We start from the raw sequence: 23,985 nt of genomic DNA, 5'->3' as shown, positions 1-23,985 counted from the left end.
CAAGGAACAGGCCGCACCAGTGTTTTCAGATGTCGGCGGGCAAGCAAGGAATCGTATCAGCGGCCGTGAGCCACGTATGGGCTGGATAAGGCACGCGTGAAGGGGCAACCAATGAGTACCACCGGGATGTTTGGGCAGGGCGTAGGCCAAGTGGTCGGCGAAACACCGGTAAACGGGCAAGACGGCGACAACAGGAATGCTGCCGATAACGGCAACGGCGGAGCACAGAGGAGGAGCGCGAACCGGCTTCCTCGGATTTCGGAGACGGGCCTGACCAAAGCCGAAGTCGCCGAACAGGTCGCACAGGGCAACGTCAACAAAGTCGACACCGAAAGCTCGCGTTCGTTCGGGCAGATTATCCGCGAAAACGTCTTTACACTGTTCAACGCCATCATTTTCGTGGCCATGGTCCTGGTGCTGCTGACCGGGCAATGGAAAGACGCCGTTTTCGGACTGGTCATCATCATCAACTCCGGTATCGGCGTGTTCACCGAAATGCGGGCCAAGCACACGCTCGACAAGCTTTCGATCCTGGTCGCCTCGCGCTCGCTGGTACGTCGTGACGGTCAGGACGTCGAAATCGAACATGAACAGATCGTGCTCGGCGATCTGCTCTGGCTGCGTAGCGGCGAACAAGTGCCGGCCGACGCCACCATCGTGCACACATGGGGTCTTGAGCTCGACGAATCCATGCTGACCGGCGAGTCGCGAACCGTCAAAAAAGGCGAAGGGTCCGAGGTCTATTCCGGTTCTAACGCAACATCGGGTATGGCGCTGGTTCGTGTCGACGCAGTAGGCGAGCAGGGGTACGCCGCCAAACTGACGGCCAAAGCCAAGGTCTACAAGAAAACCGTTTCCGACCTGAGCCGCGGCATCAACACCATCCTGAAGGTGATGACCGTCATCGTCATTCCGCTGTGCATCCTGTTGGTCGCCTCGCAGATCCGTACCGTGGGTGGTTGGCAGGTGGCCTTCTCGACGGGTGCGTGGCGTTCGGCCATCGTCTCGGCCGTGGCCGGGGTGGTGGGCATGATTCCCGAGGGACTGGTTTTGCTGACCTCGCTCAACTTCGCGATTGCCGCGATGCGTCTGGCCCGCCAACATACGCTGGTTCAGGAGTTGGAAAGCGTGGAGACGCTGGCCCGCGTGGACGCGCTGAACCTCGACAAGACCGGCACCATCACCGACGGCGGCATCGTCTTCAATCAGGTCGTCATGCTCGGGACTTCTGATGTCGTAGGTCCTAGCGCCGACGCCGATATCGTGGTGGATGCCCCGTCCGGCGAAAACGCCGTACATGCCAGCGTGACCGTCGGCACCACCGATGACGAAAAGGCCGCAGTGGTACAGGCGCTATACGATCTGTCCAATGAAGAGAACCCCAACGGTACCGGTGCCGCCGTGCTTAAGGCTTTGAACGCCAAGGGAGTGCGCGACGAACCGGTCGATGCCCGGGTACCGTTCTCTTCTGCCCGCAAATGGAGCGCCATCGTGCGCGGCGGCGACATCTGGTATATGGGTGCTCTGGAAATGCTTTTCAGCGGTTTCGCAGGCGAACATACAGCCGCCAAGAACATGGTGGCCAAATACGCCAACCAAGGCATGCGCGTGCTGCTGATCGCCTGTGCTCCCGGCTCCTGTGCCGATGCTCAGGCGGCAACCGCTTTCGCCGACAATCCGTGTCTCATCTCCGCCTCCCGGCCGGTCGCGCTGGTGCTCTGCCAGGAGCATATCCGCAACGACGCCGAGGAGACGCTGGCCTGGTTCCGTGACCAGGGCGTGCGTTGCCGCATCATCTCCGGAGACAGCCCGGCAACCGTCGGCGCCATCGCGAAGACGGTTCGTCTGACCGGCGATCGCGAACCGGTGGCCATGGACGCCCGCGAGCTACCCAGTGACGTCAAGAAACTCTCCACGGTCATGGAGAACGTCGACGTGCTCGGCCGTGTCTTGCCCGAGCAGAAGAAGGCCATCGTCGAGGCTCTACACGAGACCAAGCACGTCGTGGCGATGACCGGTGACGGCGTCAACGACGCGTTGGCCTTGAAAGAGGCCGATCTGGGCATCGCGATGGGCAACGCCGCACCCGCCACCAAGGCCGTGGCGCAGGTCGTGCTGGTTGATTCCAAGTTCTCCCACCTGCCCAGCGTCGTGGCCCGCGGCCGTCAGGTCATGGCCAATATGGAACGCGTCTCCTCACTCTTCCTGGTCAAAACCGTCTATTCCGCGCTGATCTCGCTCGGTGTGGTCTGCACGTTCATTCCCTTCCCGTACCTGCCGCGCCATATCACGTACATCGGCGCGTTGACCATCGGCATGCCGGCCTTCATCCTTGCGCTCGCGCCGAACAGCCGGCGCTATATTCCGGGATTCCTGGGGCGCGTGGTGCGTTTCGCCTTGCCGGGCGGCATCGCGGTGGCGCTCTCCGTCCTGCTTACCGCTTGGACGTTGCCCGGCCTCATGGGCTGGAACGTCTCCAAGCCGGGCGATCTGTTGAAGCTGCGTGACATCTGCGCCATCATCGTCTTCGTGCTGGGCATTCTGGTGATGGCCCGCGTGGCCCAACCGCTGAAGTCCTGGCGCGGTGTCTTGGTGGCCGCGTTTGCCGCGGCGGGTCTGATCGGCATGTTCATTCCGATCGTCTCCGATTTCTTCGAGCTCCAGTTCCCGACCGGATGGACGTTGGTCGCCACGCTTATCGTGCTGGCGCTTTCCATCGTCATCTTCGCAGGCATCCAGACGATTGCCGATCTCTTTGGCCGTCTTTTGGCTTGTCGTCCCGTCTTCATGAAGAGGAAAAGATAATGCTCCGATTCATGTGGTGGAGACGGTTGCTGTCATTGGCCTTTAATACGGCAATATTTTTCGCCTGATTTCGTCGTACGCAAATATACATTCATATACGACGCCGAATATTCTTTTTTTTAGGCATGTTGGTGCATCCAAGTCCCCTTGAAATCGCAAATGTATGTTCAAATCCTCGATTTCAAGGGGTGTTGGTGCACCAAGATGCCTGTTTTTGGCGAATTAATGTGAAAAGTCTTGTTTTTGGGAGGACTTGGCGGCACCAAGAACGGGAACGAATGACAAATTTGGTGGTCTAAATGGGTGGTCTCATATTTTGAACATGACAAATCATTGGAATAGAGACGATTTGGCGATATTTTTCTGTTAAGGAATGCTTTGGTAACTCCATCGACTTACTTGTGTCTGATAATGGCAATAGTTATGTGATATCAAGAATCATGACGAAAGAGAGATCGAGATATGACATTGAGCGACCGCCAACTGAATATTCTACATGTAGGAGACGCAGTCTTCGACTATTATCGAATCTCCGATTTGCCCGGCATCGAGCACCTGCCGTATTCGTTGAAGGTCTTGGTCGAAAACCTGCTGCGTCGCATCGACGGCATCAACGTCACCGAAGACCAGGTCAACGAGCTGCTGAAGTGGGACCCGAATGCCGAACCCAGCCACGAGATTGAATTCGGGCCCTCACGCGTGCTGATGCAGGACTTTACCGGCGTGCCCTGCATCGTCGATCTCGCCACCATGCGTGATGCTGTGGCCGAGCTGGGCGGGAATCCCGAGGTCATCAACCCGCAGGTCGAGGCCGACATGGTCATCGACCACTCCGTGCAGATCGACCACTACGGCGTCGCCGACGCGGTGACGCGCAACATGGACCGCGAATACCAGCGCAACGGCGAACGCTACCGTTTCCTGCGCTGGGGGCAACAGGCGTTCAGGAACTTCCGCGTGGTGCCGCCGGGAACCGGCATCATCCATCAGGTCAACATCGAATATCTTGCAAAAATCGTGATGAGCAAACCAGGGGAGCGCGGGCGCGATCTGGCCTACCTCGACTCCTGTGTCGGCACCGATTCGCATACCACCATGGTCGGTGGCCTGGGCGTGCTCGGCTGGGGCGTCGGCGGCATCGAGGCCGAGGCGGCCATGCTCGGCCAGCCCATCTCCATGCTCGTGCCGCGTGTGGTCGGCTTCAAGCTCACCGGCTCCATTCCCGAAGGCGTCACCGCCACCGACGTGGTCCTGACCATCACCCAGATGCTGCGCGAGCACGGCGTGGTCGGCAAATTCGTGGAGTTCTACGGCGACGGTGTCGCTTCCGTGCCGCTGGCCAACCGCGCCACCATCGGCAACATGAGCCCCGAATTCGGCTCGACCTGTGGCATCTTCCCGATTGACCAGGTCACGCTCGACTACCTGCGCCTCACCGGTCGCAGCGACGAGCAGATCGCGCTGGTCGAGGCCTATGCCAAGGCCAATCGACTCTGGGGCGACACCAGCGACCCTGATTATGTGGAGCCGGAATATTCCGAGTATATGGAACTCGATCTTGGCACGGTCGTTCCTTCTATCGCCGGCCCCAAACGTCCGCAGGACCGCATCAGGCTTGACGAGGCCAAGGCCACGTTCGAAAAAACGCTGCCTGATTATGAGACGCCGAACACGAATCATGACCCGGTGCCGGTACATACCGATTTCCGCGGTGACTTCGAGATCAGGAACGGCGACGTCGCCATCGCATCGATTACCAGCTGCACCAACACCTCCAACCCATCGGTGATGATCGCCGCCGGATTGCTCGCCCGAGCTGCCCGGGCCCACGGCCTCAAGCCAAAACCGTGGGTCAAGACCTCGCTGGCCCCGGGTTCGCAGGTTGTGGCCGACTATCTCAAGAAAGCCGGTTTGCAGGAGGACCTGGATGCATTGGGTTACGAGCTAGTCGGCTTTGGCTGCACCACCTGCATCGGCAACTCCGGCCCGCTGCTGCCCGAGATTTCCAAGGCGGTCAATGACAATGACCTGACGATGACCTCGGTGCTTTCAGGCAACCGCAACTTTGAAGGGCGCATCAGCCCCGATGTCAAGATGAACTATCTGGCCTCGCCGCCGCTCGTGATCGCCTACGCCATCGCCGGCACGCTCGACTTCGACTTTGAAACCCAGCCGCTCGGCACAGACATCAAAACCGGCCGCGAAATCTTCCTGCGCGATATCTGGCCGTCCAATGAGGAGATAGCCAAGGTCGTTTCGACTGCCGTCAATCGTGAGATGTTCGTACGCGACTACGCCGACGTCTTTGAGGGTGACGAACGCTGGAAGTCCCTCGACGTACCGTCGGGCAAACGCTTTGCGTGGGATCCGGACTCCACGTATGTGCGTCGCCAGATCTTCTTCGACGGCATGAGCGCCGAACCGCAGCCGGTTCAAGATGTGCGCGGCGCTCGCGTCTTGGCCTTGCTTGGCGACTCCGTGACCACCGACCACATCTCGCCGGCCGGTGCGTTCCCTGCCTCGAGCCCTGCAGGCAGGTACCTGCTGGACCATGGCATTGAGCCAAAAGATTTCAACTCCTATGGTTCCCGTCGCGGCAATCACGAGGTCATGGTGCGTGGCACGTTCGGTAATATCCGTCTGCGCAACCAGTTGCTCGCCTCGGTGGGCGAAGAGATACGCCCAGGCGGATTCACCTATGATTTCGAGGCAGGCAAACCGACCACGATCTTCGACGCCTCGCTCGATTACCGCAAGGCTGGCACCCCGTTGGTCGTGTTGGCGGGCAGCGAATACGGCACCGGTTCCTCGCGCGATTGGGCGGCCAAGGGTACGTTGATGCTCGGTGTCAAGGTCGTCATCGCCCGCAGCTTCGAACGCATCCACCGCTCCAACCTCATCGGCATGGGAGTTCTGCCCCTGCAGTTCCCCGAAGGCCAGTCCGCACAATCGCTTGGTCTCGACGGCACGGAAACCTACGATTTCCAAGGTATCGAGACGCTCAACAACGGTGTGATTCCCAAGGCCGTCCACGTCATCGCCACCAAGCCAGAAGCTGAAGGCAACCCAACTCCCAAGCCCATCGAATTCGACGCCACCGTCCGTATCGACACCCCAGGCGAGGCCGAGTACTACCGCAACGGCGGCATCCTCCAATATGTCCTGCGTCGGCTGATGAAGTAGAGGCTGGAGTCCGACGATGACAGTAGTTGGAAACACTCGATAGATAACAAATCGGGGATGGCAGAAATCGTCTGTCATCCCCGATTGAGTATGTGCTATGGGCCTTGGGTTAGTCGGCTTTTAGTTGTCGCTGTCGCCGAAAATCTGCAGCAGATAGAGGAACATGTTGATGAAGTCGAGGTAGAGGTTCAGCGCGCAGATGATTGAGATGCGGTTCAGCATCACGGTATCGCCGCGTTGCTCAGCCACATCGAACATGGCTCTCGTCTGCTGGGCGTCGTACATCGTCAGCCCGGCGAAGACAATGAGGCCGATGGCTCCGGTGATCATGAGCGTGGTCTGCGAGGGAGCAAAGAACATCATGATGACTTCGCCGACCAGCAGCACCAGAAGCGCGACGAACAGAATCGGGCCGGCCTTGAGCATGTCCTTCTTGGTGGTCAGCGAAAGCATCGTCAACACGAAGAAGAACGCGACGCACAGCCCCAGCGCCATGCCGATCGACGGCAGGCTGTAGGTGTAGAAAATGGTGGCGAGCGTGAAGCCGGTCAGCGCAGCATAGAGATAGAACATGGCGCGTGCGGCGCCTACGCTCATCCTGTCGATGCGCCAGCCCAGCACGACGGCGATGGCCACCTGCACCACGGCCAGGCCGATCCAGCCGATCATGCCCGTGGCTATCAGGAAGCCCTCGAGTGCGCCGGTCATCTGGGTGAACACGGCGACCACAGCGGTCAAGAGCAGGCCGAGCGTCATCTCGCCGTAGGCCTTGGTGGTGGAGACGTGGCGTGCGCGTTCGAAGGAATAGGCGGTCTGCCCGTTCATCGTCATCGTCGGGGCCGCCGTCCCGGCACCCGCACCCGCATATGCAGGCTGTCCGTATTGCGGTTGCGCGTACGGCTGTCCGTACTGCATGTTCCGGCCTTGGCCGTAAGGCTGTCCCTGAGGCTGGCCGTATTGGTTGTATTGTTGCTGCCCGTAGTTCTGTCCGTATGCGTTCGGCTGCCCGTAAGGCTGTTGCGTGTTGTTGTCTTCAGGCCTGTTCCCGAAAGCCATGCCTGCTCCTTTTGTCGATTTTCATTGACACTTGTTGGTTATGGTTATCAGTCTATCCGCAGTTACTGGCAATTGGCTGAGTGTGAACAACGTAGGATTTGAGGGGTCGAGAATACGCTGCTTGGTCTTCTGTCTCTTACAGTGGTCGAAGGAAGCGTTGCGCTTCACGTAGAGCGGAGATTATGATGCTGCACGATTAGCATGGAAAGCATAGAAGGGTTTGTTCCAAGACGTTTGGAAACAATCACACGCATCATGGAGGCGGCAATGACCGACAACAAGGTTCCGGATATCACATTGAACAATGGCATCACTATCCCTCAGTTGGGATTGGGCGTGTTCCAGACCCCGGAGGGGGAGACCACGGCCAACGCGGTGGATGTCGCGCTGCGCTCGGGCTACCGCCATATCGATACGGCGAAGGTTTACGGCAACGAACGATCCGTGGGAGAGGGCATGCGTCGTTCCGGCGTTGCCCGCCATGAGATCTTCCTGACGACGAAGCTTTGGAACGAGGACATCCGCCAAGGACGCACGTGTGAGGCGTTCTATGAGAGCCTTGACCGTCTTGGCACCGATTACGTGGACCTCTATCTCATCCATTGGCCGGCAGACGGCTGGCAGCAGGCGTGGAAGGACATGGTTGCGCTCTATCGCGACCGTCGTATCCGTGCCATCGGCGTGTGCAATCTGCAGGAGCATCATGTGAAGGAATTGGAGGGGCTCGGCACGGGGATGCTACCGGCGGTCGACCAGATCGAGTCCTCGCCGCAGTTCGGCAACCAGGAGCTGGTCGATTTCGTCAAGTCACAGGGCATCGCCGTTGAGGCCTACAGTCCGCTCGGCGGTACCGGCGGTTCGCTGCTCTCTTCGCCGCGGCTTGCGCAGATCGGTGCGAAATACGGCAAATCACCCGCCCAGGTCGTCATCCGCTGGCACCTGCAGCGCGGCGTCATCGTCATTCCGAAATCCACGCACGACGAGCGCATCAGGCAGAACATCGACGTGTTCGATTTCGAGCTGAGCGAAGAGGAAATGTCGCAAATAGCCGGTCTTGAAACCGGTGTGCGAACCGGCGGCGACCCGGACAATTTCGACTTCTAGTTTCTCAATATCGTTTACATAACAATTGCGCCTTACATAACGATTTCGCCGGTTCCTTGCTGAAAAGAAACCGGCGAAACCAGTATGGAACGAAAACTATCGTGTATTGTGCGACGTTACTTATTGGGGTTGAAGGCTTGCGAGGTCGGGGCTTCCTCCTGCTGCGGGGCGCCGTTGATATCGCGGTGGATGTTCTGCATCTGCGTCTCGATGTTCTGCAGGCTGCGCGCGCAGTCGAGCAGCGTCTGCGAATGCTCGGTGAGCTTGGCGTCCGGCAGGTCGGACTTGTAGCGCAGGGCGTGCTCCAGGCTGGCCCAATAGTCCATGGCGATGGTGCGGAACTGCACTTCGACCGGCGTGTAGTGCTCGCCGTTGGAAAGGAAGACCGGCACCGCGTAGATGACGTGCAGGCTGCGATAGCCGTTCTGCTTCGGGCTTTTGATGTAGTCCTTGACGCGCAGCACCTGGATGTCGGATTGACTGGAAAGGTAGTTGGCTACGGAATAGACGTCGTCGCGATAGTTGCAGATCACGCGGATGCCGGCCACGTCGAAGAGATTGTCGCGTATCGACTCCGTGCACATCGGCAGGTTGCGGCGCCTGAGTTTGCCGAGAATCGAATTGACGGATTTGAGCCGGCGTTCCATATGGTGGATGGGGTCATGGGCGAAATGGACATGGAACTCGCTGTCGAGCACTTCGAGCTTGGTGCTGATCTCGTACATCGCGCCTTCGTAGACCTGCATCATGTCGATGAATTCGGTGATTTCGTCCGCCGGGAACAGCTGTGAGCCGGCGGCGTCCGTGCCGTTTTGGGCCACTTTCTCGAGCCTTGCCTGGATTTCGGCGGTGTTGATGCGTTCATGTCGATCTAATATCACGTCTTCCCATCTTACCGAGAGCCATCTATCTAAACTGAATATCGGCTGAAAATCCGACGTGAATATCGTAGGCGATACCGGTCGTTAGAATCACCACTATCGGGTTCGCCCGCGGTCGAACGAAAGGTAAAGGGTATGGAAACGAAGAGCAACGTGGCCCGTGTCGTCTCCATCATCGGCCCTACCGCGTCCGGCAAGACCGGATTGGGCATAGCCTTGGCGCAGCAGCTTGCGAAGGGCGGTCAAAAGGCCGAAATCGTCAATGCCGATGCCTACCAGATGTATCGCTTGATGGATATCGGTACGGCCAAGGCGAGTGCGCAGGAGCAGGCCGCGGTACCGCACCATCTGCTCGATATCATCGACCCCGGCGAGACGATGACCGTAGCCAGATTCCAGAAACTGGCGCGCCGGGAAATCGACGAGCTCAAAGGCAGGGGGGTACGCCCGATTCTGGTCGGCGGTTCCGGCCTGTACGCGCGCGCGGCCATCGACGATATCGCGTTTCCCGGCACCGACCCCGAGGTTCGTTCCCGGCTCGAAGCGAGGGAACAGGCCGAAGGCGCCGGATTGTTGTATGACGAATTGAAGCGCAAGGATCCGGAAGCCGCCGGGCGTATGGACCCGCACAACGCCCGTCGCACCATTCGGGCGCTGGAGGTCATCGAGATCACTGGCAGGCCTTATTCCGCAAGTCTCCCGCGATACCGTTACGTCATCGACTCCGTACAGATCGGCCTTGATCTGCCGCGCGAGGAGCTCGACCGGCGCATCGACATCCGCACTTCCCAGATGCGAGATCAGGGGTTTGTCGATGAGGTACGACGCATTCGCCCGCTGCTCGGCGTCACCGCCTCGCGCGCTTTGGGCTATTCCCAGATCGAGGCGTATCTTGACGGCGAAATGAGCGAGGACGAGGCGTTCGCCGACATCGCCCAGAAGACCAAGCGCCTGGCCCGCAAGCAGATGGGTTGGTTCGGCCGCGACCCGCGCATCCATTGGCTCAATGCGCTCGACGAAGATCTGCCGGCCAAAGCGCTGGATATCGTTTCTCGTGCGGATGCTGGCAAATACGACGAAGCCGATGCCCATGCTGATGAGCATCATGTAGCCCATCACTTGGGCGACATCGCTACCCGTTGAGAAAACGGCTAAAGCCGCCACAAAAGGGGCTTTTTGCACGGTATTGATGAGAAAAGCGCCAAAACCGGCCTCAAAAAGTGCTTTTCTCCACAGTTATATGTGAATCAGTCGGAAAGCGCCAAACCGGGCTTTGAAAAGTGCTTTTCTCACTGATAACGGCAGAAGCTCAGTGCGCGGGACCTTGGTCCCAGCCCGAGATAAGGAAGATACGGGTGGGGTTGGCCAGTCGGATGATCGAGGCGAACATGCGCTCCAACCCTGAGATGTCGTGTTCGAGCAACGCCAGGCCGGTCGCTTTCCGATAGCTCTCGAACGTGACCGTGCCCCAGTTCAGGTCCCAGCCCACGGCGTGCGTGAGTTCGGAGACGAACATGCGCAGCACCATACCGTTGCCGTAGGCGAAGGGATGCAGGGCGTTCAACTCGTCATAGACACCTGCCAGAGCACGGATGAAACCGGCACGGTCAAGCCCTGAAAAACAATCTTGCTCGCCCAGCTGCGAAAAGATGTTGGCCGCCCCGGTTGCGATAAGCGAAGCGGGAAAATACGGGCTTTGTCGTTGACGATTCTGGTGGATTTCCCGGTCGTTCGCGCGATTCGGTTGGTTTGTGAAGTCGTCGATACCGTGCATCGTGCAGCTTCCACCATCGCCGCGCACCATTCCTGCATCGGTCATTGCCCCGACGAACAGGCCGCGATGAATGGTTTTCAGCTCGTCAAGTCCGCCGTATGCCGGCCACCCATAATCAATGAGCCGTACGCAGCGGGCGAAAATTCGGTCGTCGCGAAGCTGCGTTTCTGTGCTGATGTCGGCTTGATCGTGCTGGCCGTTGTCAATCCTGCCGCCTGAGTGCGCAACGGTAACCGATGAGTGTTCTCCGGCGTTGTCGTCTTCATCTTTTTGATATGCAGACGCTTTTTGGCTCGGCCGTTGTGCGTGGCGTTCGGGTGCTTTCGCGAAATCCGAAAGGGCTATGGTGCCGCGCTGATAGCCGTTGGCGGCCATCACCATCGCATCGCTCACTACGATGCCCGATAGCTCGCAGTTTTTGTACGAGAATGCGACCGCGCTCGCGCGTTCGGCAGGTGTCATGACCATGTTTCCATCGTAAGGCCATGGGCGACGTTATCACTATGGGCGAGCCTTTACGAAGTCACTGGCAATAAGCGCGAAGCTGTCTGCACAATATTTCAGGGATTTGCGGGCAATCGCAACCCGCCGGCATTTGAAAGGGTTGGGCAGATTGGCCGTTTGACGGGGCCGAGGGGACGGGCTTGAAGTAGAATCACAGTTGTTATGGCACGTAAGACACAGACGAACGGCAAGAGCGCGAAGACCCGTCGCAGCAAAGCGAACGGGTCAACTTCAGGTAAGGATATCGAGGCGACGAAGGTCATGCCGCCTGCCGATGCGACGTTTTTCGAGCGTCATGCCACCTTGTGCCGTATCGCCGGTTTCTTTGCGTTGGTCATCGTCGCGATCATGTTCTGTGCCTCCGAATGGTTCCATGTAGACGGTTTCCTTGGCCACTGGCTGCACATGGTCGCCGCGGGCCTGTTCGGCATGATGAGCGTCGTATTGCCGATTTTTCTGCTGGTTGTGGCCTATCAGGTGCTGCTCGACCCGGCCAAGCACAAGCGCAACCTGCGTCTGATCATCGGCTGCGCGCTGCTGTTCTGGTCGATCTGCTCGATCATCGATGCCATCGTCGCCTCGCCGTCGCGCGACTTCGATATGGATGTGCTGCGCGGTGCGGGCGGCCTGCTTGGCTTCGTGCTGGGCTCGCCGTTGGCTTGGGGACTTTCGAGCGTATTCGCCGTCATCATCTTTGTCGTCGTGGCGATATTCTCGCTGCTGCTCATCGTTAAATTGGATATTACCAAGATTCCCGAACAGTTGCAGGATTGGTTGCAACGACGGAAAAGCGAGAATGGTGGCGAAGACGACACCGTCGAAAACACCGGTGTAGGCATTCAAAGCGAGCAGTTTCCCAACGAAGTGCGCGTGGGTGATGAGACGTTGCAGCTTGCCGAGGGCGTGCCGACCCATGATGGGCAGGACGAAAGCATCGATGCCGACGCGTCAACCCAGCCTCGCAAACGTGGTATCGGTGCGTTCTTCTCTCGCATTTTCGGCCATGGCGGCAATGACGGCGACGACATCGCGAAACTTGAACGTTATGCCGGCGACGAGGCCTTTGACAGGGCTGCCGATCTCAATGGCGAGAGCGACGAGACGCAAATCATCGAGGGGCATCGACAGCCGATGGTCGATCCGGTCACCGGCGAAGTCCAACAAGTCGTTGACGGGGCAGTGCCGTCTTCATCCATGCCGAACGGTTCAGGCGGATTCGGAAGCGACGGAACCGCCGACTCGGCAATCGCTGGCGGCGCTACAGGCGTTCAGCCTGGCGCTTTTGCGGGCCCTGGGGTGGCAGGCGCGTTGGGGCCGTATGGAGCATCTGCGGATTCGCAGGCCTCCGCTAGTGGCCAGGCAGGCGATCCGTGGGCTGCGGTCGGCAAGGACGGCAGCGCTGCCGACCCCGTGATGCCACAAGTGAGGGGCATCGCCGGGGGAGCGGCGAATCTGCCCGCTTCCGTCGCCAATCTTGACGGCGGCGATGCGGTGGCCAGACACGAGGCCGAGAACGCCGCGGATGAGGAGACTAACCAGCCCTACCACCTCCCCAGCCTTGATATTCTGGTAAAAGGCAAGCCGCATCTGGCCCGCACCCAGGCCAACGACAACGTCATCAAGGCGTTGAGCGCGACGTTCCACCAGTTCAACATCGATGCCAAGGTCGTCGGCTTCCTGCGAGGGCCTTCCGTCACCCAGTACGAGGTCGAGCTCGGCCCGGGCGTCAAGGTCGAGAAGGTCACGAACCTGCAGCGCAACATCGCCTACGCCGTGGCCTCCACCGACGTGCGCATCCTCTCGCCGATCCCCGGCAAGTCCGCCATCGGCATCGAGATTCCCAACATCGACCGTGAGATCGTGCATCTGGGCGACGTGCTGCGCAGCGACAAGGCCGTGAACGACCCGAACCCGATGCTCGCCGGCGTCGGCAAGGATGTCGAAGGCCATATCGTCACCGCCGATCTCACGAAGATGCCGCATCTGCTGGTCGCCGGCGCCACCGGTTCCGGCAAGTCCAGCTTCATCAACTCCATGCTCACCTCGATCATCATGCGGGCCACCCCCGAGCAGGTGCGTCTGATCATGGTCGACCCCAAGCGCGTCGAGCTTTCCGCCTACGCCGGTATCCCGCACCTGCTGACCCCGATCATCACCGACCCGAAGAAAGCCGCGCAGGCTTTGGAATGGGTGGTCAAGGAGATGGACGCCCGCTACGACGACCTCCAGTTCTTCGGATTCCGCCACATCAAGGACTTCAACAAGGCCGTGCTCGCCGGCAAAGTCCATGTCCCGCTCGGCTCGAAACGCAAGGTCGCTCCATATCCGTATATTCTCGTGGTCGTCGACGAGATGGCCGACCTGATGATGCTGGCCAAGAACGACGTCGAAAGCTCCATCCAGCGCATCACCCAGCTGGCACGAGCCGCAGGCGTGCATCTCGTGCTCGCCACCCAGCGTCCGTCCGTCGACGTCATCACTGGTCTGATCAAAGCCAACATCCCCTCGCGTCTGGCCTTTGCCACCTCTTCGGCCACTGATTCGAGGGTCATCCTCGACTCCACCGGCGCCGAATCGCTGATCGGCCAAGGCGACGCCCTGTTCCTGCCGATGGGTTCGGCCAAGCCGATCCGTGTGCAGGGCTCGTGGGTCGGGGAGTCCGAGATCCGCAAGGCCGTCGAATTCGTGCGTACCCAGCGCAAGCCGCACTATCGCGAGGACATCGAGGAGATGGCCAAAAAGGCCGAGGCGAACGAGTCGCATCCCGACGAGGAGATCGGCGACGACATGGACACGCTGCTCGAAGCGGCCAAGCTCGTGGTCACCACGCAGTTCGGCTCCACCTCGATGCTTCAGCGCAAGCTGCGCATCGGCTTCGCCAAGGCCGGACGCATGATGGATCTCTTGGAATCGCGCGGCGTGGTCGGCCCGTCCGAGGGTTCCAAGGCCCGCGAGGTCCTGGTCCAGCCCCAGGATCTGACCCAGGTCCTCGACTTCATCCAAGGCAAGGCCGGAGCAGTGGCGCCGTCGGCTTCCCAAGGCGACACCGAAGCGGCTTAGGCGACACCTCGGTATCGCCGCCGCGCTAAGGTAATGAGTATGCAACAACGAGATGGGAAAAAATCGCTTCTGGACGGGTGGAACAGCCCACCGAACCTGGTGACCTACACGCGCATCGTGCTGGTCCTGATCTTTTTATGGGCCGATATCGCGGCAGGCGCTTGGGGGCAGCACAATCCGTGGCTGCGTTTCGCCGCGGCAATGCTGTTCATCGTGGCCGCTTCGACCGACAAGCTTGACGGCTGGATGGCCCGCACCTATAACCAGGTCACCGAGCTGGGCAAACTCATGGACCCCATCGCCGACAAGCTGCTGATCTGCTCGGCGCTTGTGGTGGCTTCCGTCTTCGGCGAAGTGCCGTGGTGGGTCACCGCGCTGTTCCTCATCCGCGAGATCGGCATCACCGTCATGCGCTTCTTCGTCATTGACACCGGCGGCAAGGTCATCGCGGCGGACAAGGCCGGCAAATACAAGACGCTCACCCAGTGCATCGGCCTGGGCATGCTCCTGATGCCGGTATGGGCGCTCGATTCGACGATCGGCAATCCGGGCCTGGTGGCGCTTCGCGGCGGTGGTCCCACGTTCGCTCATATCGCCAACGGTGCCCCCGTATGGTGGTTCGGCTATTACTCGTTGGCGGAATTCATCATCGACGTCGCTTTGATTCTCTGCCTGTATTCCGGATATGTCTATGTCCGTAATGTGGTGCGGACTCGGAAAAGTTCTTGAGGCTTCGATAAAATCTACCCCAAGCTGTTACCTACCGATTGGTAGGTGGCTTGGGGTGATTTTATATCTCGTCCGTTGACGACGGGAATATAATGATCGGCTCGATTCGGTTTTGGGAAGGCAATGATGGAACGTAAAAAGACACCGGGGAATGTCTCCGAGACGATACGCGATATGGGGGAATTGACCTCGAGCGGCACCGTTCCTTCGATTCAACCACGTTGTGATGCGCTTGCCGCAGGCATTCTCAAGGGTGCCAAGACTCGCGGGTGGAAGATCGCCTCTGCCGAATCACTGACGGCAGGTCTGCTCGCCGATGCGTTTGTCCGTATACCTGGTGCCTCCGAAGTCTTTCTCGGATCCGCGGTCACCTACGACATTCGTGCCAAAGCGAGTGTGCTCGGTGTCGATTCCGATCTGCTGCGCCTTCAGGGTGCGGTGCATCCGGAAGTGGCACGACAGATGGCCGAGCGGACCGCTGCCCTTTATGGGCAGCCGCAATATGGAGGTCGGATACTCGGCCTGTCGACCACCGGCGTCGCCGGCCCGGGCCCTGACGGAGACAAGCCCGAAGGCTTGGTCTATGTCGGCATCAGCGTTCCCGGTTCAGGCGATGGCGAAGCAAGGCGAACCGTGGCCGTCGAGCTTCGGCTTACCGGTTCGCGAGAAGAGATACGTCACCTTACGGTGCTGGACGTATTGCAGTCTGTGATGCAGCTCACATCGCTCACAGAGGAATAAACTCCCTTCTTAGCTGTTGATGAAAGTGACAGAACGAACAGCATGAAACAAGGAGGGGTGGCGTAATGGAAACGATGACTCGACCACAGGAGCAGATGAGAATGAACACGCTTGCATCAGAGGCGAGGCGCCCAAGCAATGCGCGCAACAGGGATTTGACCCCTGCTCAAAAGCGCGCAGTGGCTTTCGCGCAACAACAGGTTTTGAAGGCCCGTGCCGCCAAGAAGGCGAAGGATGAACGCCAGGCGGTGCTTAACAGGATGTGGCAGGAAGAGGATGCCGAGCAGTCCAAGCCGAGGGCGGCCGCACGCAAACACGACACCGAGGGAGACGGTCGCGACGTCTCGCTGCGCGAGGCGATTGGCCACGTGCTGCGCGACCTGCGTACCCGAGACCACAAGACGCTGCGTGAGGTCAGCGAAAAGGCCGGCGTTTCGCTCGGATATCTTTCCGAGGTGGAGCGCGGGCAGAAGGAGGCCAGCTCCGAACTGCTGGCGTCCATCGCCGAATCGCTGGGTTTGAGCACCTCGCAGATGCTGCGGATGGTAGCGGATTACCTCGATTACACCGAGGCGTGACCTCACGGGTTCATACCGCTTGATTATAAAAGCTCATCGGCTTATGGCCGGTGGGCTTTTGTGCTGTTGACGGCTTGTGGTTTCGCATATGGATTCGTATTCGTTGACGCTGGTAGACTTGTCGGCGTGAAAGAACGTGAATTTTGGCAGTTGCTGGAAGAGGTGCTTGGACGCACGTACGGGCGTTCGCTGGCGCATGATCAGGTATTGACGGCGCTTGACGACATGACCGTGGTCGAGGCGCTCGCAGACGGCGTCGAGCCGCGCGTCGTGTGGAATGTGCTGTGCGACCAGCTGCAGATTCCGGATTCGCGCCGTTGGGGCAAGGACCACAATGCGCCGCCGCTTCCGGCGAAATAGATTTCGATTGTTTCAGGCCTTCCGGCGCGCCTATTCGAACAAATGTTCGTATCTTGTTCTATGATTATTTTGTTAGTCAGGAACGAATAAACGGGGTTAGAGGCCCAAAAGCCCGGAAAACCACGGCGTGTCGAAAAGGCAAGCATTCGACCACATAACCCCGTTTCGCTTGCATAAGTAGCGGATTGCTCCTTATTCTGGTAGTGCAGGAGCGAACGTAAAGGAGAACGATGGCACAGCAATCAAAAACCGCCAAGGGCGGCAAAGCCAAGAACGCCGGGCCCCAAGCCAATGGCGAACATGGCATCGACCCGCGCAAGCAGGCGGCGCTCGATACCGCGCTCAAACAGGTCGAAAAGGACTTCGGCAAGGGCTCGGCGATGCGGCTCGGCGACAAGCCGGTGCAGGACGTCGAGGTCATTCCCACCGGTTCGCTGGCACTTGATATGGCTCTCGGAATCGGAGGTCTGCCCCGCGGCAGGATCGTCGAGATCTACGGTCCGGAATCTTCCGGCAAGACCACGTTGGCGCTGCACGCAGTGGCCAATGCGCAGAAGGCCGGTGGCGTGGCGGCCTATATCGATGCGGAACATGCGCTCGACCCGGTCTATGCCAAGAAGCTCGGTGTCGATACGGACCAATTGATCATTTCCCAGCCAGACAACGGCGAGCAGGCGCTTGAGATCGCGGATATGCTGGTGCGCAGTGGCGCACTGGATATCGTGGTCATCGATTCGGTGGCGGCTTTGGTGCCCAAGGCCGAGATCGAAGGCGAGATGGGAGACAGCCACGTCGGTCTGCAGGCCAGGCTGATGAGCCAGGCGCTGCGCAAGATGACCGGTGCGTTGGCCCAGTCCAACACCACCGCCATCTTCATCAACCAGTTGCGCGAGAAGATCGGTGTCTTCTTCGGCAGTCCGGAGACCACGACCGGTGGCAAGGCGCTGAAGTTCTATGCTTCCGTGCGTCTCGACATCCGCCGTATCCAGACGTTGAAGAACGGTGATGAGGCGGTCGGCAACCGCACCAAGGTCAAGGTCGTCAAGAACAAGATGGCGCCGCCTTTCAAGTTCGCCGAATTCGACATCCTCTACGGCGAGGGCATCTCCCGGGAGGGCTCGGTGCTCGATATGGCGATCCAGTGCGATGTCGTCAAGAAGTCCGGATCGTGGTTCACCTACGAAGGTGACCAACTGGGGCAGGGGCGTGAGAACGTCCGTCAGTTCCTCAAGGACAATCCGGCATTGACCGACGAGATCGAACGCAAGGTGAAGATCAAGTACGGTCTGATTGAAGACGATTCCAAGCCTGATGACGGTGGCGACGCTTCTCGGGATTCTGGTTCCGCTGCTGAAGGCGATGCCGCAGCTGCAAGCGCATCTGCTGGGAGTACCCCATCTTCGGGTTCAGAGGCGAAAGCCTAGTTTTCCGGAGCCGACTCCATGATCAGTGTCGAGGAATTTTTGCATGGTCGCCATCTGCCGGATGCGTCATCCGAAGATGGCGACCATGGCTCGACCGATGGCGGTCGTGTCGTTGAGAGACAGGCAGGCAGCAGTGGTGGGGGCTCGTCGGATTCGGGCTTGACAGGCGGTGCTGTTACAGCTTCGTCCGCCTTCGATTCACACGATGGCAACGCTGACGATGATATGGTCTCAGACCGGCGCCGGACATCGACACGGTCGAAAAGGCCGAACAGGGCCCACACCCATGCGGTCGCGATAGCCAGCAATTACACCAGTGGTTTCGGGGGCAGTCTCGATGCCGACGACACGTTCGACGGCTCGCATAAGCATGGAAAATACGGCAAATACGGACGTGGACGCGGCAAAAGCCGTTACCGCAGATATCGCGGTGGGGCACCTGTGAAACGTGTACCGGATGATCCGGCCGATTCGGATGCCTGTCGCGAGGCGGCGTTGACGTTGCTCGATGCCGCTGCCCGTTCTTCCGGAGCACTTATCAAGCGACTGATCGACAAGGGCTATGATCCTCAGGTCGCCGAGGATGTGGTGATGCGTCTGGTGGATGTCCATCTCATCGATGATGAGGAATACGCGCGTGCTGTGGTGCGCAGCTGTGCGGGGCGGATGCTCGGTTTCCGTGGAACCACCATGGAATTGAGACGCAAGGGCGTTGACGATAAGCTGGCGCAAAGCGTAGCGGCCGAAGCCCGTGAACAAGGCGTTTTCGAAGATGCCGCCTGGCAACTGGGGCGCAAGATTGCGCTAAAAACGGAAGGCTTGGAACTTCAGGTACGTCGTCGTCGCTTCTGGAGCGCCGGAGGACGCAAGGGCCATGATCCGGAAACGCTGCGTCGGGTCGCCCATGAGCTGTTTGATGATGATGATGGAGAACGATGATTGTTCTTTTTAAGACGATGATCGCCAACAAGTTATCATTTAATAGTTAGATTTGACATCTATTGTTGATTCGTTATAGAGTTATCGAGTCATTTCCATGTCAAAGCTGAATGAAATGTTGAAGGCAGCGTAAGAGACGATGAAGAAAGAAATGATGTAATTGTAAAGAAGCAATTATTCGAAAAGAAAGCTGACGACAATGGCAGTCAAAGGCGCTAATACATATCGAAACCCATCTTATCTTGAAAGTTCCGTAGGAATTTTCATGTTCTTCTGCTCGTGGGGCATCTGGTGGTCCTTCTTCTCAAGGTGGCTCACCGATCCGACCAAGGGCCTGGGCATGACTTCAGCCCAGCAGGGTGAAATCTACTCCATCAATTCGCTGGTGACGCTTATCCTCATGTTTGTGTATGGCGTTATCCAGGATAGCCTGGTCATCAAGCGTCGTTTGGTGATCGTGATCTCTTGCATCGCCGCGTTGGTGGGCCCGTTCGCTCAGTTCATCTATGCCCCGATGCTGAAGGCCGGCGGATCCATGAAGTTTCTTGGAGCGCTGCTTGGCTCGGTGGTGCTTTCGGCTGGCTTCATGGCAGGCTGTTCCTTGGTCGAAGCTCTGACCGAACGTTGCAGTCGCTTCTTCAACTTCAAATACGGCCAGTCGCGTGCATGGGGTTCCTTCGGCTACGCCATCGTGGCGCTGATCGCCGGCCGTCTCTTCAATGTCAATATGATGTACAACTTCTGGCTTGGTTCCCTCTTCGGCTTTGGTATGCTTTGCGTCTACGCTTTCTGGCGTCCGGCCGAGCAGGTCGAGGAAATGAAGAAGGATGCGGATCCGAATGCTCCGCACAGCAACCCGAGTGTCAAGGAAATGGTTTCCGTGCTCGGCATGGGCTCGCTGTGGGCGATGGTTGTCTTCATCTTCTTCACCAACACCTTCTACACCGTTTTCGACCAGCAGATGTTCCCGAACTACTATGTCAGCCTCTTCTCCAGCAAGGCTGCTGGAAATGACTGGTACAGCAACCTCAACGCGATCCAGGTGTTCTGTGAGTCCGCGATGATGGGCATCGTCCCGGTGATTATGGACCATATCGGCGTGCGCAACTCGCTGCTTTTGGGCGGTGTGGTGATGTGCCTGCGTATCGGCCTGTGCGGCATTTTCCACGACCCGGTGATGATTTCGGTGGTCAAGATGTTCCACGCCATCGAGGTTCCGCTCTTCAGCCTTCCTACGTTCCGTTACTTCACGTTGCATTACAACACGAAACTATCGGCGACGCTCTACATGGTCGGTTATCATGTGGCTTCCTCGCTCGGCCAGACCGTGATGTCCACTCCGCTGGGTCTCTATCACGACAAGATGGGCGACCGCGTCACTTTCCTCACCATCTCCGCCATCGTGTTGGCTGCGGTGATCTATGGTCTCTTTGTCATCAAGAAGGATGACCAGCAGGTGGGCGGCGATCCGTTCATCCGTGTCAAGGACCGTAAGAAGGCCGAAGCTGAAGGTCAGGCCATTCAGGCCGAGGCCGCCAGCGACGAGCTTCCCGCCTGATTGTCCAACGGTTTGGCTTGTCTCTGACAATACAGACGAAACCACAAAATTCCATAGCGATGTAAGGCCTCCGTGTCGATCAAGGTATGGGGCCTTACATGGATAACAATAATTACCATATATGAGAAAAGGATCAAAGATGACCACCGAATCTCCTGTTTACACCCCAATCCGCGACCACGGCGAGGAACTCGCCAAAGCCGAGGCCGGCGTCGAGACGCTCGCCCTCGAGCGCGAGGACCGCTGGTACCCCAAGTACCACATCGCCTCGAACGGCGGGTGGATCAACGACCCGAACGGCCTGTGCTACTACAAAGGCCGCTGGCATGTCTATTACCAGCTGCACCCTTACGGCACCCAGTGGGGGCCGATGCACTGGGGCCACGTCTCCAGCGCCGACATGGCCGCCTGGCGCCGTGAACCGATTGCTATGGCCCCGAGCCTCGAGCAGGAGAAGGACGGCGTCTTCTCCGGTTCGGCCGTGATCGACGACGACTGCAAGTTGCGTTTCTACTATACCGGTGAGCGTTATCTTAACGGCATCGATCCGTCTGGCGGCCAGTGGCAGGTCCAGATGGCGGCCGTCGCCGAGGACGACGAAGCCACGAAGCTCAACAAGCTCGGCATGGTGGTCGATTGTCCGCGTGAAAAGGTGCACCAGCACTTCCGCGACCCGAAGGTATTCAAGTGGGACGGCGTCTGGTACATGGTGCACGGCGTTTCGGACGTCAACGATCACGGCCAGCTTTGGCTCTACACCTCCAACGACATGGTCCATTGGGAGTTCAAGAATGTTCTTTTCCAGGATCCGGATCCCGATGTCTATATGCTCGAATGCCCCGATTTCTTCCCGTTGAAGGACAAGGACGGCAACACCAAGTGGGTCATCGTCTTCTCCGCCATGGGCGCGGAGGCGCAGGATTACATGAACCGTAACAACAGCAATGCCGTATATATGATCGGCACGTGGGAGCCGGGCGAGGCGTTCAAACCCGAAACCGAACTCCGGCTGTTGGATTGCGGAGCGAACTATTACGCTCCCCAGTCGTTCGAGGCGAACGGCCGGCGCATCATGTATGGCTGGATGAGCCCATTCAAGCAGCATGCGCCGATGCAGTCCGACGGCTGGTGCGGCCAGATGACCCTGCCCCGCGAATGCTTCCTCGGCGCCGACGGCGACCTGCACACCGTACCCGTCCCGGAAACCGACAAGCTCCGCATCAACACCTTCGAGCACGTCGCCCGCCCCATCGAGGCCAACGAGGAGGCCCTGGTCGACGAGGACGCCGAAGCCGTGGAGATCGAACTGGACATCGACCTCAACGACACCACCGCCGAGCGCGCGGGCCTCAAGGTCCACGCCACCCCCGACGGCTCCTACACCTACGTCGCCTACGACGCGCAGGCCGGCACCGTGGTCGTCGACCGCCAGGCCGCGGCCCGCGGCGACCGCGGCTACCGCGCCGCCAAGCTCACCGACGCCGAACTGGCCGCCGACGAACTCAAGCTGCGGGTCTACGTCGACCGCGGCTCGGTCGAGGTCTACGTCAACGACGGCCTGCACGTGCTCAGCTCCTACAGCTACCCCTCCGAAGGCAAGCGGGGGGTCTTGCTCTCCGCCGAATCCGGCGTCCTCGCCGTCGACCGGCTCACCGTCCACGACCTCAAAAGCATCGGCCTGGAATAATGAGAACAAATATCTGATCTGATCGCTTTATTAGGGGCTCGGGCATAGTAGGGAATGATCTGCCGTGTCCGGCCCCTTTCTTGCTTCCGTGCAGATCCGTGACCATGTATCCCATTTGACAGCGGCAAATCGAGGATTAACCGTTCCATGTCCAGACGACACAGATGGCAATACAACTGTCGGTATTCGATATAAAAGTGAAGTGAGACCTCGTATACCCCGGGTTCTGTCGCGTGTCGCCACGCGGATGGCCATCCATCTCGACCTGACGTTGCCGCCAGGCTCCAGCGGCCTACCCGAAGGCCGGGCGAGCAGCCCGTGTCGAAAGCGAAGTTCCGACGTGCCTTCTGCTTGGCCTTGCTCCCGATGAGGCTTGCCAGCGGCCTACTGTTGCCAGCGGCCCGGTGGTCTCTTACACCGCCGTTTCACCCTTACCCAGCCAAAGCCGGGCGGTCTGTTTTCTGTTGCGCTTGCTCTCAGGTCACCCTGGGCGGACGTTATCCGCCATCGTGCTCTGCGGAGCCCGGAAGTTCCTCAGCCACCCTGGACGTGCCAGGTGCGGCCGCGACCATCAAGAGGTCTCACAAACATCCAATTATAGCAAAGTATTGCCCGTGGCGTGGCGTACAAGCGAAAGGCGTATTTTCGGCGTACATCCAGCTTGCCCCAAGTGAAGACGCTAGACTGGAAATTAGCAGCACGGCAATGATGTTGCTGCTGGCACATAGGTGGATCAAACGCCACCGAACCTAACAGGAGGTCGACCATGGATATAGTCGTTACCGGACGTCACATGCAAGTCAATCAGAAGTTCCGTGATGTCGTAGACACGAAAATGAAGCGTGTCACGTCGATTGCCCCGGACGCTGCGCGTGCACAGATCGTCGTATCCCGTGAAGGCAACCCACGTCAGGCCGATACCGCCAAACGCGTCGAGATCACCATCGAGGCCGGAGCCACCGTGGTGCGTGCCGAAGCCTCAAGCTCAGACGAATACAGCGCTCTCGATATTGCGTTGGACAAGCTGACGCTGCGCCTGCGTCGCGTCCGCGACCGTCGCAAGTCCCATCGTCCGACCCGCAAGGAGCAGAAGACCGTCGACATGGGCGTGCTGCCTCTCGACGAACCGATCAATCCGGAGCCCCCGGCATTGCAGGAGCCCGAAGAGATCGAGCATCCGCTCTCCACCGATCTCGGGCCCGGCGAGAGCGTCGAGGTGCAGGTCGGCGATACCCCCATCGTCATTCGCCGCAAGCTGCATATCGCCGATCCGATGACCATCGACGAGGCCCTCTACGAGATGGAGCTCATCGGACACGACTTCTTCCTCTTCGTCAACAGTGAGACGAATCGTCCTTCCGTCGTCTATCGTCGCCACGGCTGGAGCTACGGCGTCTTCGAGATCGACACCGCCGAAAATGTCAAGAAGGCGAACAAGGCGGCTAAGAACAAAAAGCAGATATGATTTGATGGCGTGTCTCGACAACAGAAATTCCGACAATTCGGATTTTCGGTAAGTGGATTTCGTCAATGTAGCGTTTTTCGACCCACCGAAATCAATCGGTGGGTCGATTCATATCGAGGTGAGAACTGTCCTGTTTT

At 59.0% G+C, this 23,985-nt stretch carries 17 protein-coding genes and 1 other RNA gene; 14 read left to right on the top strand and 4 right to left on the bottom strand.

Annotated elements, in window-relative coordinates; translation table 11 throughout:
* Positions 1–111: 111 nt before the first annotated feature.
* Together OZX75_RS04315 and acnA are read left to right on the top strand one after the other, a co-directional pair.
* Positions 112–2,805, top strand: coding sequence for an HAD-IC family P-type ATPase (locus OZX75_RS04315; RefSeq protein WP_277147235.1), 2,694 nt, complete (start codon positions 112–114; stop codon positions 2,803–2,805).
* 462 nt (positions 2,806–3,267) lie between these two features.
* The gene (gene acnA / locus OZX75_RS04310) at positions 3,268–5,988 is read left to right on the top strand and encodes an aconitate hydratase AcnA (RefSeq protein ID WP_277147233.1); all 2,721 of its coding nucleotides are present in this window, start codon (positions 3,268–3,270) and stop codon (positions 5,986–5,988) included.
* A gap of 120 nt (positions 5,989–6,108) precedes the next feature.
* Here the strand turns inward: acnA and OZX75_RS04305 are convergent, their stop codons facing one another.
* Positions 6,109–7,044 (bottom strand): Bax inhibitor-1/YccA family protein, encoded by a 936-nt coding sequence (locus OZX75_RS04305; RefSeq protein WP_277147231.1) that lies wholly within the window; start codon positions 7,042–7,044, stop codon positions 6,109–6,111.
* 267 nt (positions 7,045–7,311) lie between these two features.
* Here OZX75_RS04305 and OZX75_RS04300 point away from each other — a divergent pair, with 267 nt between their 5' ends.
* Entirely contained in the window at positions 7,312–8,148 is an 837-nt protein-coding gene (locus tag OZX75_RS04300; protein WP_277147229.1) for an aldo/keto reductase, read from the top strand.
* A 116-nt stretch (positions 8,149–8,264) separates the two neighbouring features.
* On the opposite strand, the gene OZX75_RS04295 is transcribed toward OZX75_RS04300, so the two are convergent.
* On the bottom strand, positions 8,265–9,029 hold the full coding sequence (locus OZX75_RS04295; RefSeq protein ID WP_277147227.1) for a GTP pyrophosphokinase: 765 nt from the start codon (positions 9,027–9,029) through the stop codon (positions 8,265–8,267).
* Positions 9,030–9,164: 135 nt separating this feature from the next.
* On the opposite strand from OZX75_RS04295, the gene miaA reads away from it, so the two are divergent.
* The gene (gene miaA / locus OZX75_RS04290) at positions 9,165–10,172 is read left to right on the top strand and encodes a tRNA (adenosine(37)-N6)-dimethylallyltransferase MiaA (RefSeq protein ID WP_525930267.1); all 1,008 of its coding nucleotides are present in this window, start codon (positions 9,165–9,167) and stop codon (positions 10,170–10,172) included.
* 166 nt (positions 10,173–10,338) lie between these two features.
* Here miaA and OZX75_RS04285 read toward each other — a convergent pair whose 3' ends face one another.
* Positions 10,339–11,271 (bottom strand): Fic family protein, encoded by a 933-nt coding sequence (locus tag OZX75_RS04285; protein ID WP_277147225.1) that lies wholly within the window; start codon positions 11,269–11,271, stop codon positions 10,339–10,341.
* A gap of 198 nt (positions 11,272–11,469) precedes the next feature.
* Here OZX75_RS04285 and OZX75_RS04280 point away from each other — a divergent pair, with 198 nt between their 5' ends.
* The 9 genes from OZX75_RS04280 to OZX75_RS04240 all read left to right on the top strand — a co-directional run bounded on the left by OZX75_RS04280 (position 11,470) and on the right by OZX75_RS04240 (position 22,383).
* Positions 11,470–14,367, top strand: coding sequence for an FtsK/SpoIIIE family DNA translocase (locus tag OZX75_RS04280; protein WP_277147223.1), 2,898 nt, complete (start codon positions 11,470–11,472; stop codon positions 14,365–14,367).
* Positions 14,368–14,406: 39 nt separating this feature from the next.
* Positions 14,407–15,096 (top strand): CDP-diacylglycerol--glycerol-3-phosphate 3-phosphatidyltransferase, encoded by a 690-nt coding sequence (pgsA, locus tag OZX75_RS04275; RefSeq protein WP_277147221.1) that lies wholly within the window; start codon positions 14,407–14,409, stop codon positions 15,094–15,096.
* Between the two features lie 210 nt (positions 15,097–15,306).
* Positions 15,307–15,837 (top strand): CinA family protein, encoded by a 531-nt coding sequence (locus OZX75_RS04270; RefSeq protein WP_277147395.1) that lies wholly within the window; start codon positions 15,307–15,309, stop codon positions 15,835–15,837.
* Between the two features lie 65 nt (positions 15,838–15,902).
* Positions 15,903–16,415 carry a helix-turn-helix domain-containing protein gene (locus tag OZX75_RS04265; protein ID WP_277147219.1) on the top strand — a complete coding sequence of 171 codons (513 nt, stop codon included), beginning with the start codon at positions 15,903–15,905 and terminating at the stop codon, positions 16,413–16,415.
* A gap of 126 nt (positions 16,416–16,541) precedes the next feature.
* On the top strand, positions 16,542–16,775 hold the full coding sequence (locus OZX75_RS04260) for a DUF3046 domain-containing protein (RefSeq protein WP_277147217.1): 234 nt from the start codon (positions 16,542–16,544) through the stop codon (positions 16,773–16,775).
* Between the two features lie 230 nt (positions 16,776–17,005).
* Positions 17,006–18,199 (top strand): recombinase RecA, encoded by a 1,194-nt coding sequence (gene recA / locus OZX75_RS04255; RefSeq protein WP_277147215.1) that lies wholly within the window; start codon positions 17,006–17,008, stop codon positions 18,197–18,199.
* A 225-nt stretch (positions 18,200–18,424) separates the two neighbouring features.
* Positions 18,425–19,138: a regulatory protein RecX gene (locus tag OZX75_RS04250; RefSeq protein ID WP_525930276.1), complete on the top strand. Its 714-nt coding sequence runs from the start codon at positions 18,425–18,427 to the stop codon at positions 19,136–19,138.
* 199 nt (positions 19,139–19,337) lie between these two features.
* Entirely contained in the window at positions 19,338–20,696 is a 1,359-nt protein-coding gene (locus OZX75_RS04245) for an MFS transporter (protein ID WP_277147212.1), read from the top strand.
* 121 nt (positions 20,697–20,817) lie between these two features.
* Positions 20,818–22,383: a glycoside hydrolase family 32 protein gene (locus tag OZX75_RS04240; RefSeq protein WP_277147210.1), complete on the top strand. Its 1,566-nt coding sequence runs from the start codon at positions 20,818–20,820 to the stop codon at positions 22,381–22,383.
* A 199-nt stretch (positions 22,384–22,582) separates the two neighbouring features.
* Here the strand turns inward: OZX75_RS04240 and rnpB are convergent.
* Positions 22,583–22,967, bottom strand: an RNA gene (gene rnpB, locus OZX75_RS04235) — RNase P RNA component class A.
* 182 nt (positions 22,968–23,149) lie between these two features.
* Here rnpB and hpf point away from each other — a divergent pair.
* Positions 23,150–23,848, top strand: coding sequence for a ribosome hibernation-promoting factor, HPF/YfiA family (gene hpf / locus OZX75_RS04230; protein ID WP_277147208.1), 699 nt, complete (start codon positions 23,150–23,152; stop codon positions 23,846–23,848).
* The last annotated feature ends 137 nt before the right edge of the window (positions 23,849–23,985 follow it).

Source organism: Bifidobacterium sp. ESL0800, from assembly GCF_029395355.1.
GTDB lineage: Bacteria > Actinomycetota > Actinomycetes > Actinomycetales > Bifidobacteriaceae > Bifidobacterium.
This window is presented reverse-complemented; position numbering and strand designations above follow the sequence as displayed.

Bases quoted from the DNA above. Each gene is read 5' to 3' on its own strand.
- OZX75_RS04315 (WP_277147235.1), top strand. From the start codon at position 112: ATGAGTACCACCGGGATGTTTGGGCAGGGCGTAGGCCAAGTGGTCGGC.
- acnA (WP_277147233.1), top strand. From the start codon at position 3,268: ATGACATTGAGCGACCGCCAACTGAATATTCTACATGTAGGAGACGCA.
- OZX75_RS04305 (WP_277147231.1), bottom strand. From the start codon at position 7,044: ATGGCTTTCGGGAACAGGCCTGAAGACAACAACACGCAACAGCCTTAC.
- OZX75_RS04300 (WP_277147229.1), top strand. From the start codon at position 7,312: ATGACCGACAACAAGGTTCCGGATATCACATTGAACAATGGCATCACT.
- miaA (WP_525930267.1), top strand. From the start codon at position 9,165: ATGGAAACGAAGAGCAACGTGGCCCGTGTCGTCTCCATCATCGGCCCT.
- OZX75_RS04285 (WP_277147225.1), bottom strand. From the start codon at position 11,271: ATGGTCATGACACCTGCCGAACGCGCGAGCGCGGTCGCATTCTCGTAC.
- OZX75_RS04280 (WP_277147223.1), top strand. From the start codon at position 11,470: ATGGCACGTAAGACACAGACGAACGGCAAGAGCGCGAAGACCCGTCGC.
- pgsA (WP_277147221.1), top strand. From the start codon at position 14,407: ATGCAACAACGAGATGGGAAAAAATCGCTTCTGGACGGGTGGAACAGC.
- OZX75_RS04265 (WP_277147219.1), top strand. From the start codon at position 15,903: ATGGAAACGATGACTCGACCACAGGAGCAGATGAGAATGAACACGCTT.
- recA (WP_277147215.1), top strand. From the start codon at position 17,006: ATGGCACAGCAATCAAAAACCGCCAAGGGCGGCAAAGCCAAGAACGCC.
- OZX75_RS04250 (WP_525930276.1), top strand. From the start codon at position 18,425: ATGGTCTCAGACCGGCGCCGGACATCGACACGGTCGAAAAGGCCGAAC.
- OZX75_RS04245 (WP_277147212.1), top strand. From the start codon at position 19,338: ATGGCAGTCAAAGGCGCTAATACATATCGAAACCCATCTTATCTTGAA.
- OZX75_RS04240 (WP_277147210.1), top strand. From the start codon at position 20,818: ATGAGAAAAGGATCAAAGATGACCACCGAATCTCCTGTTTACACCCCA.
- hpf (WP_277147208.1), top strand. From the start codon at position 23,150: ATGGATATAGTCGTTACCGGACGTCACATGCAAGTCAATCAGAAGTTC.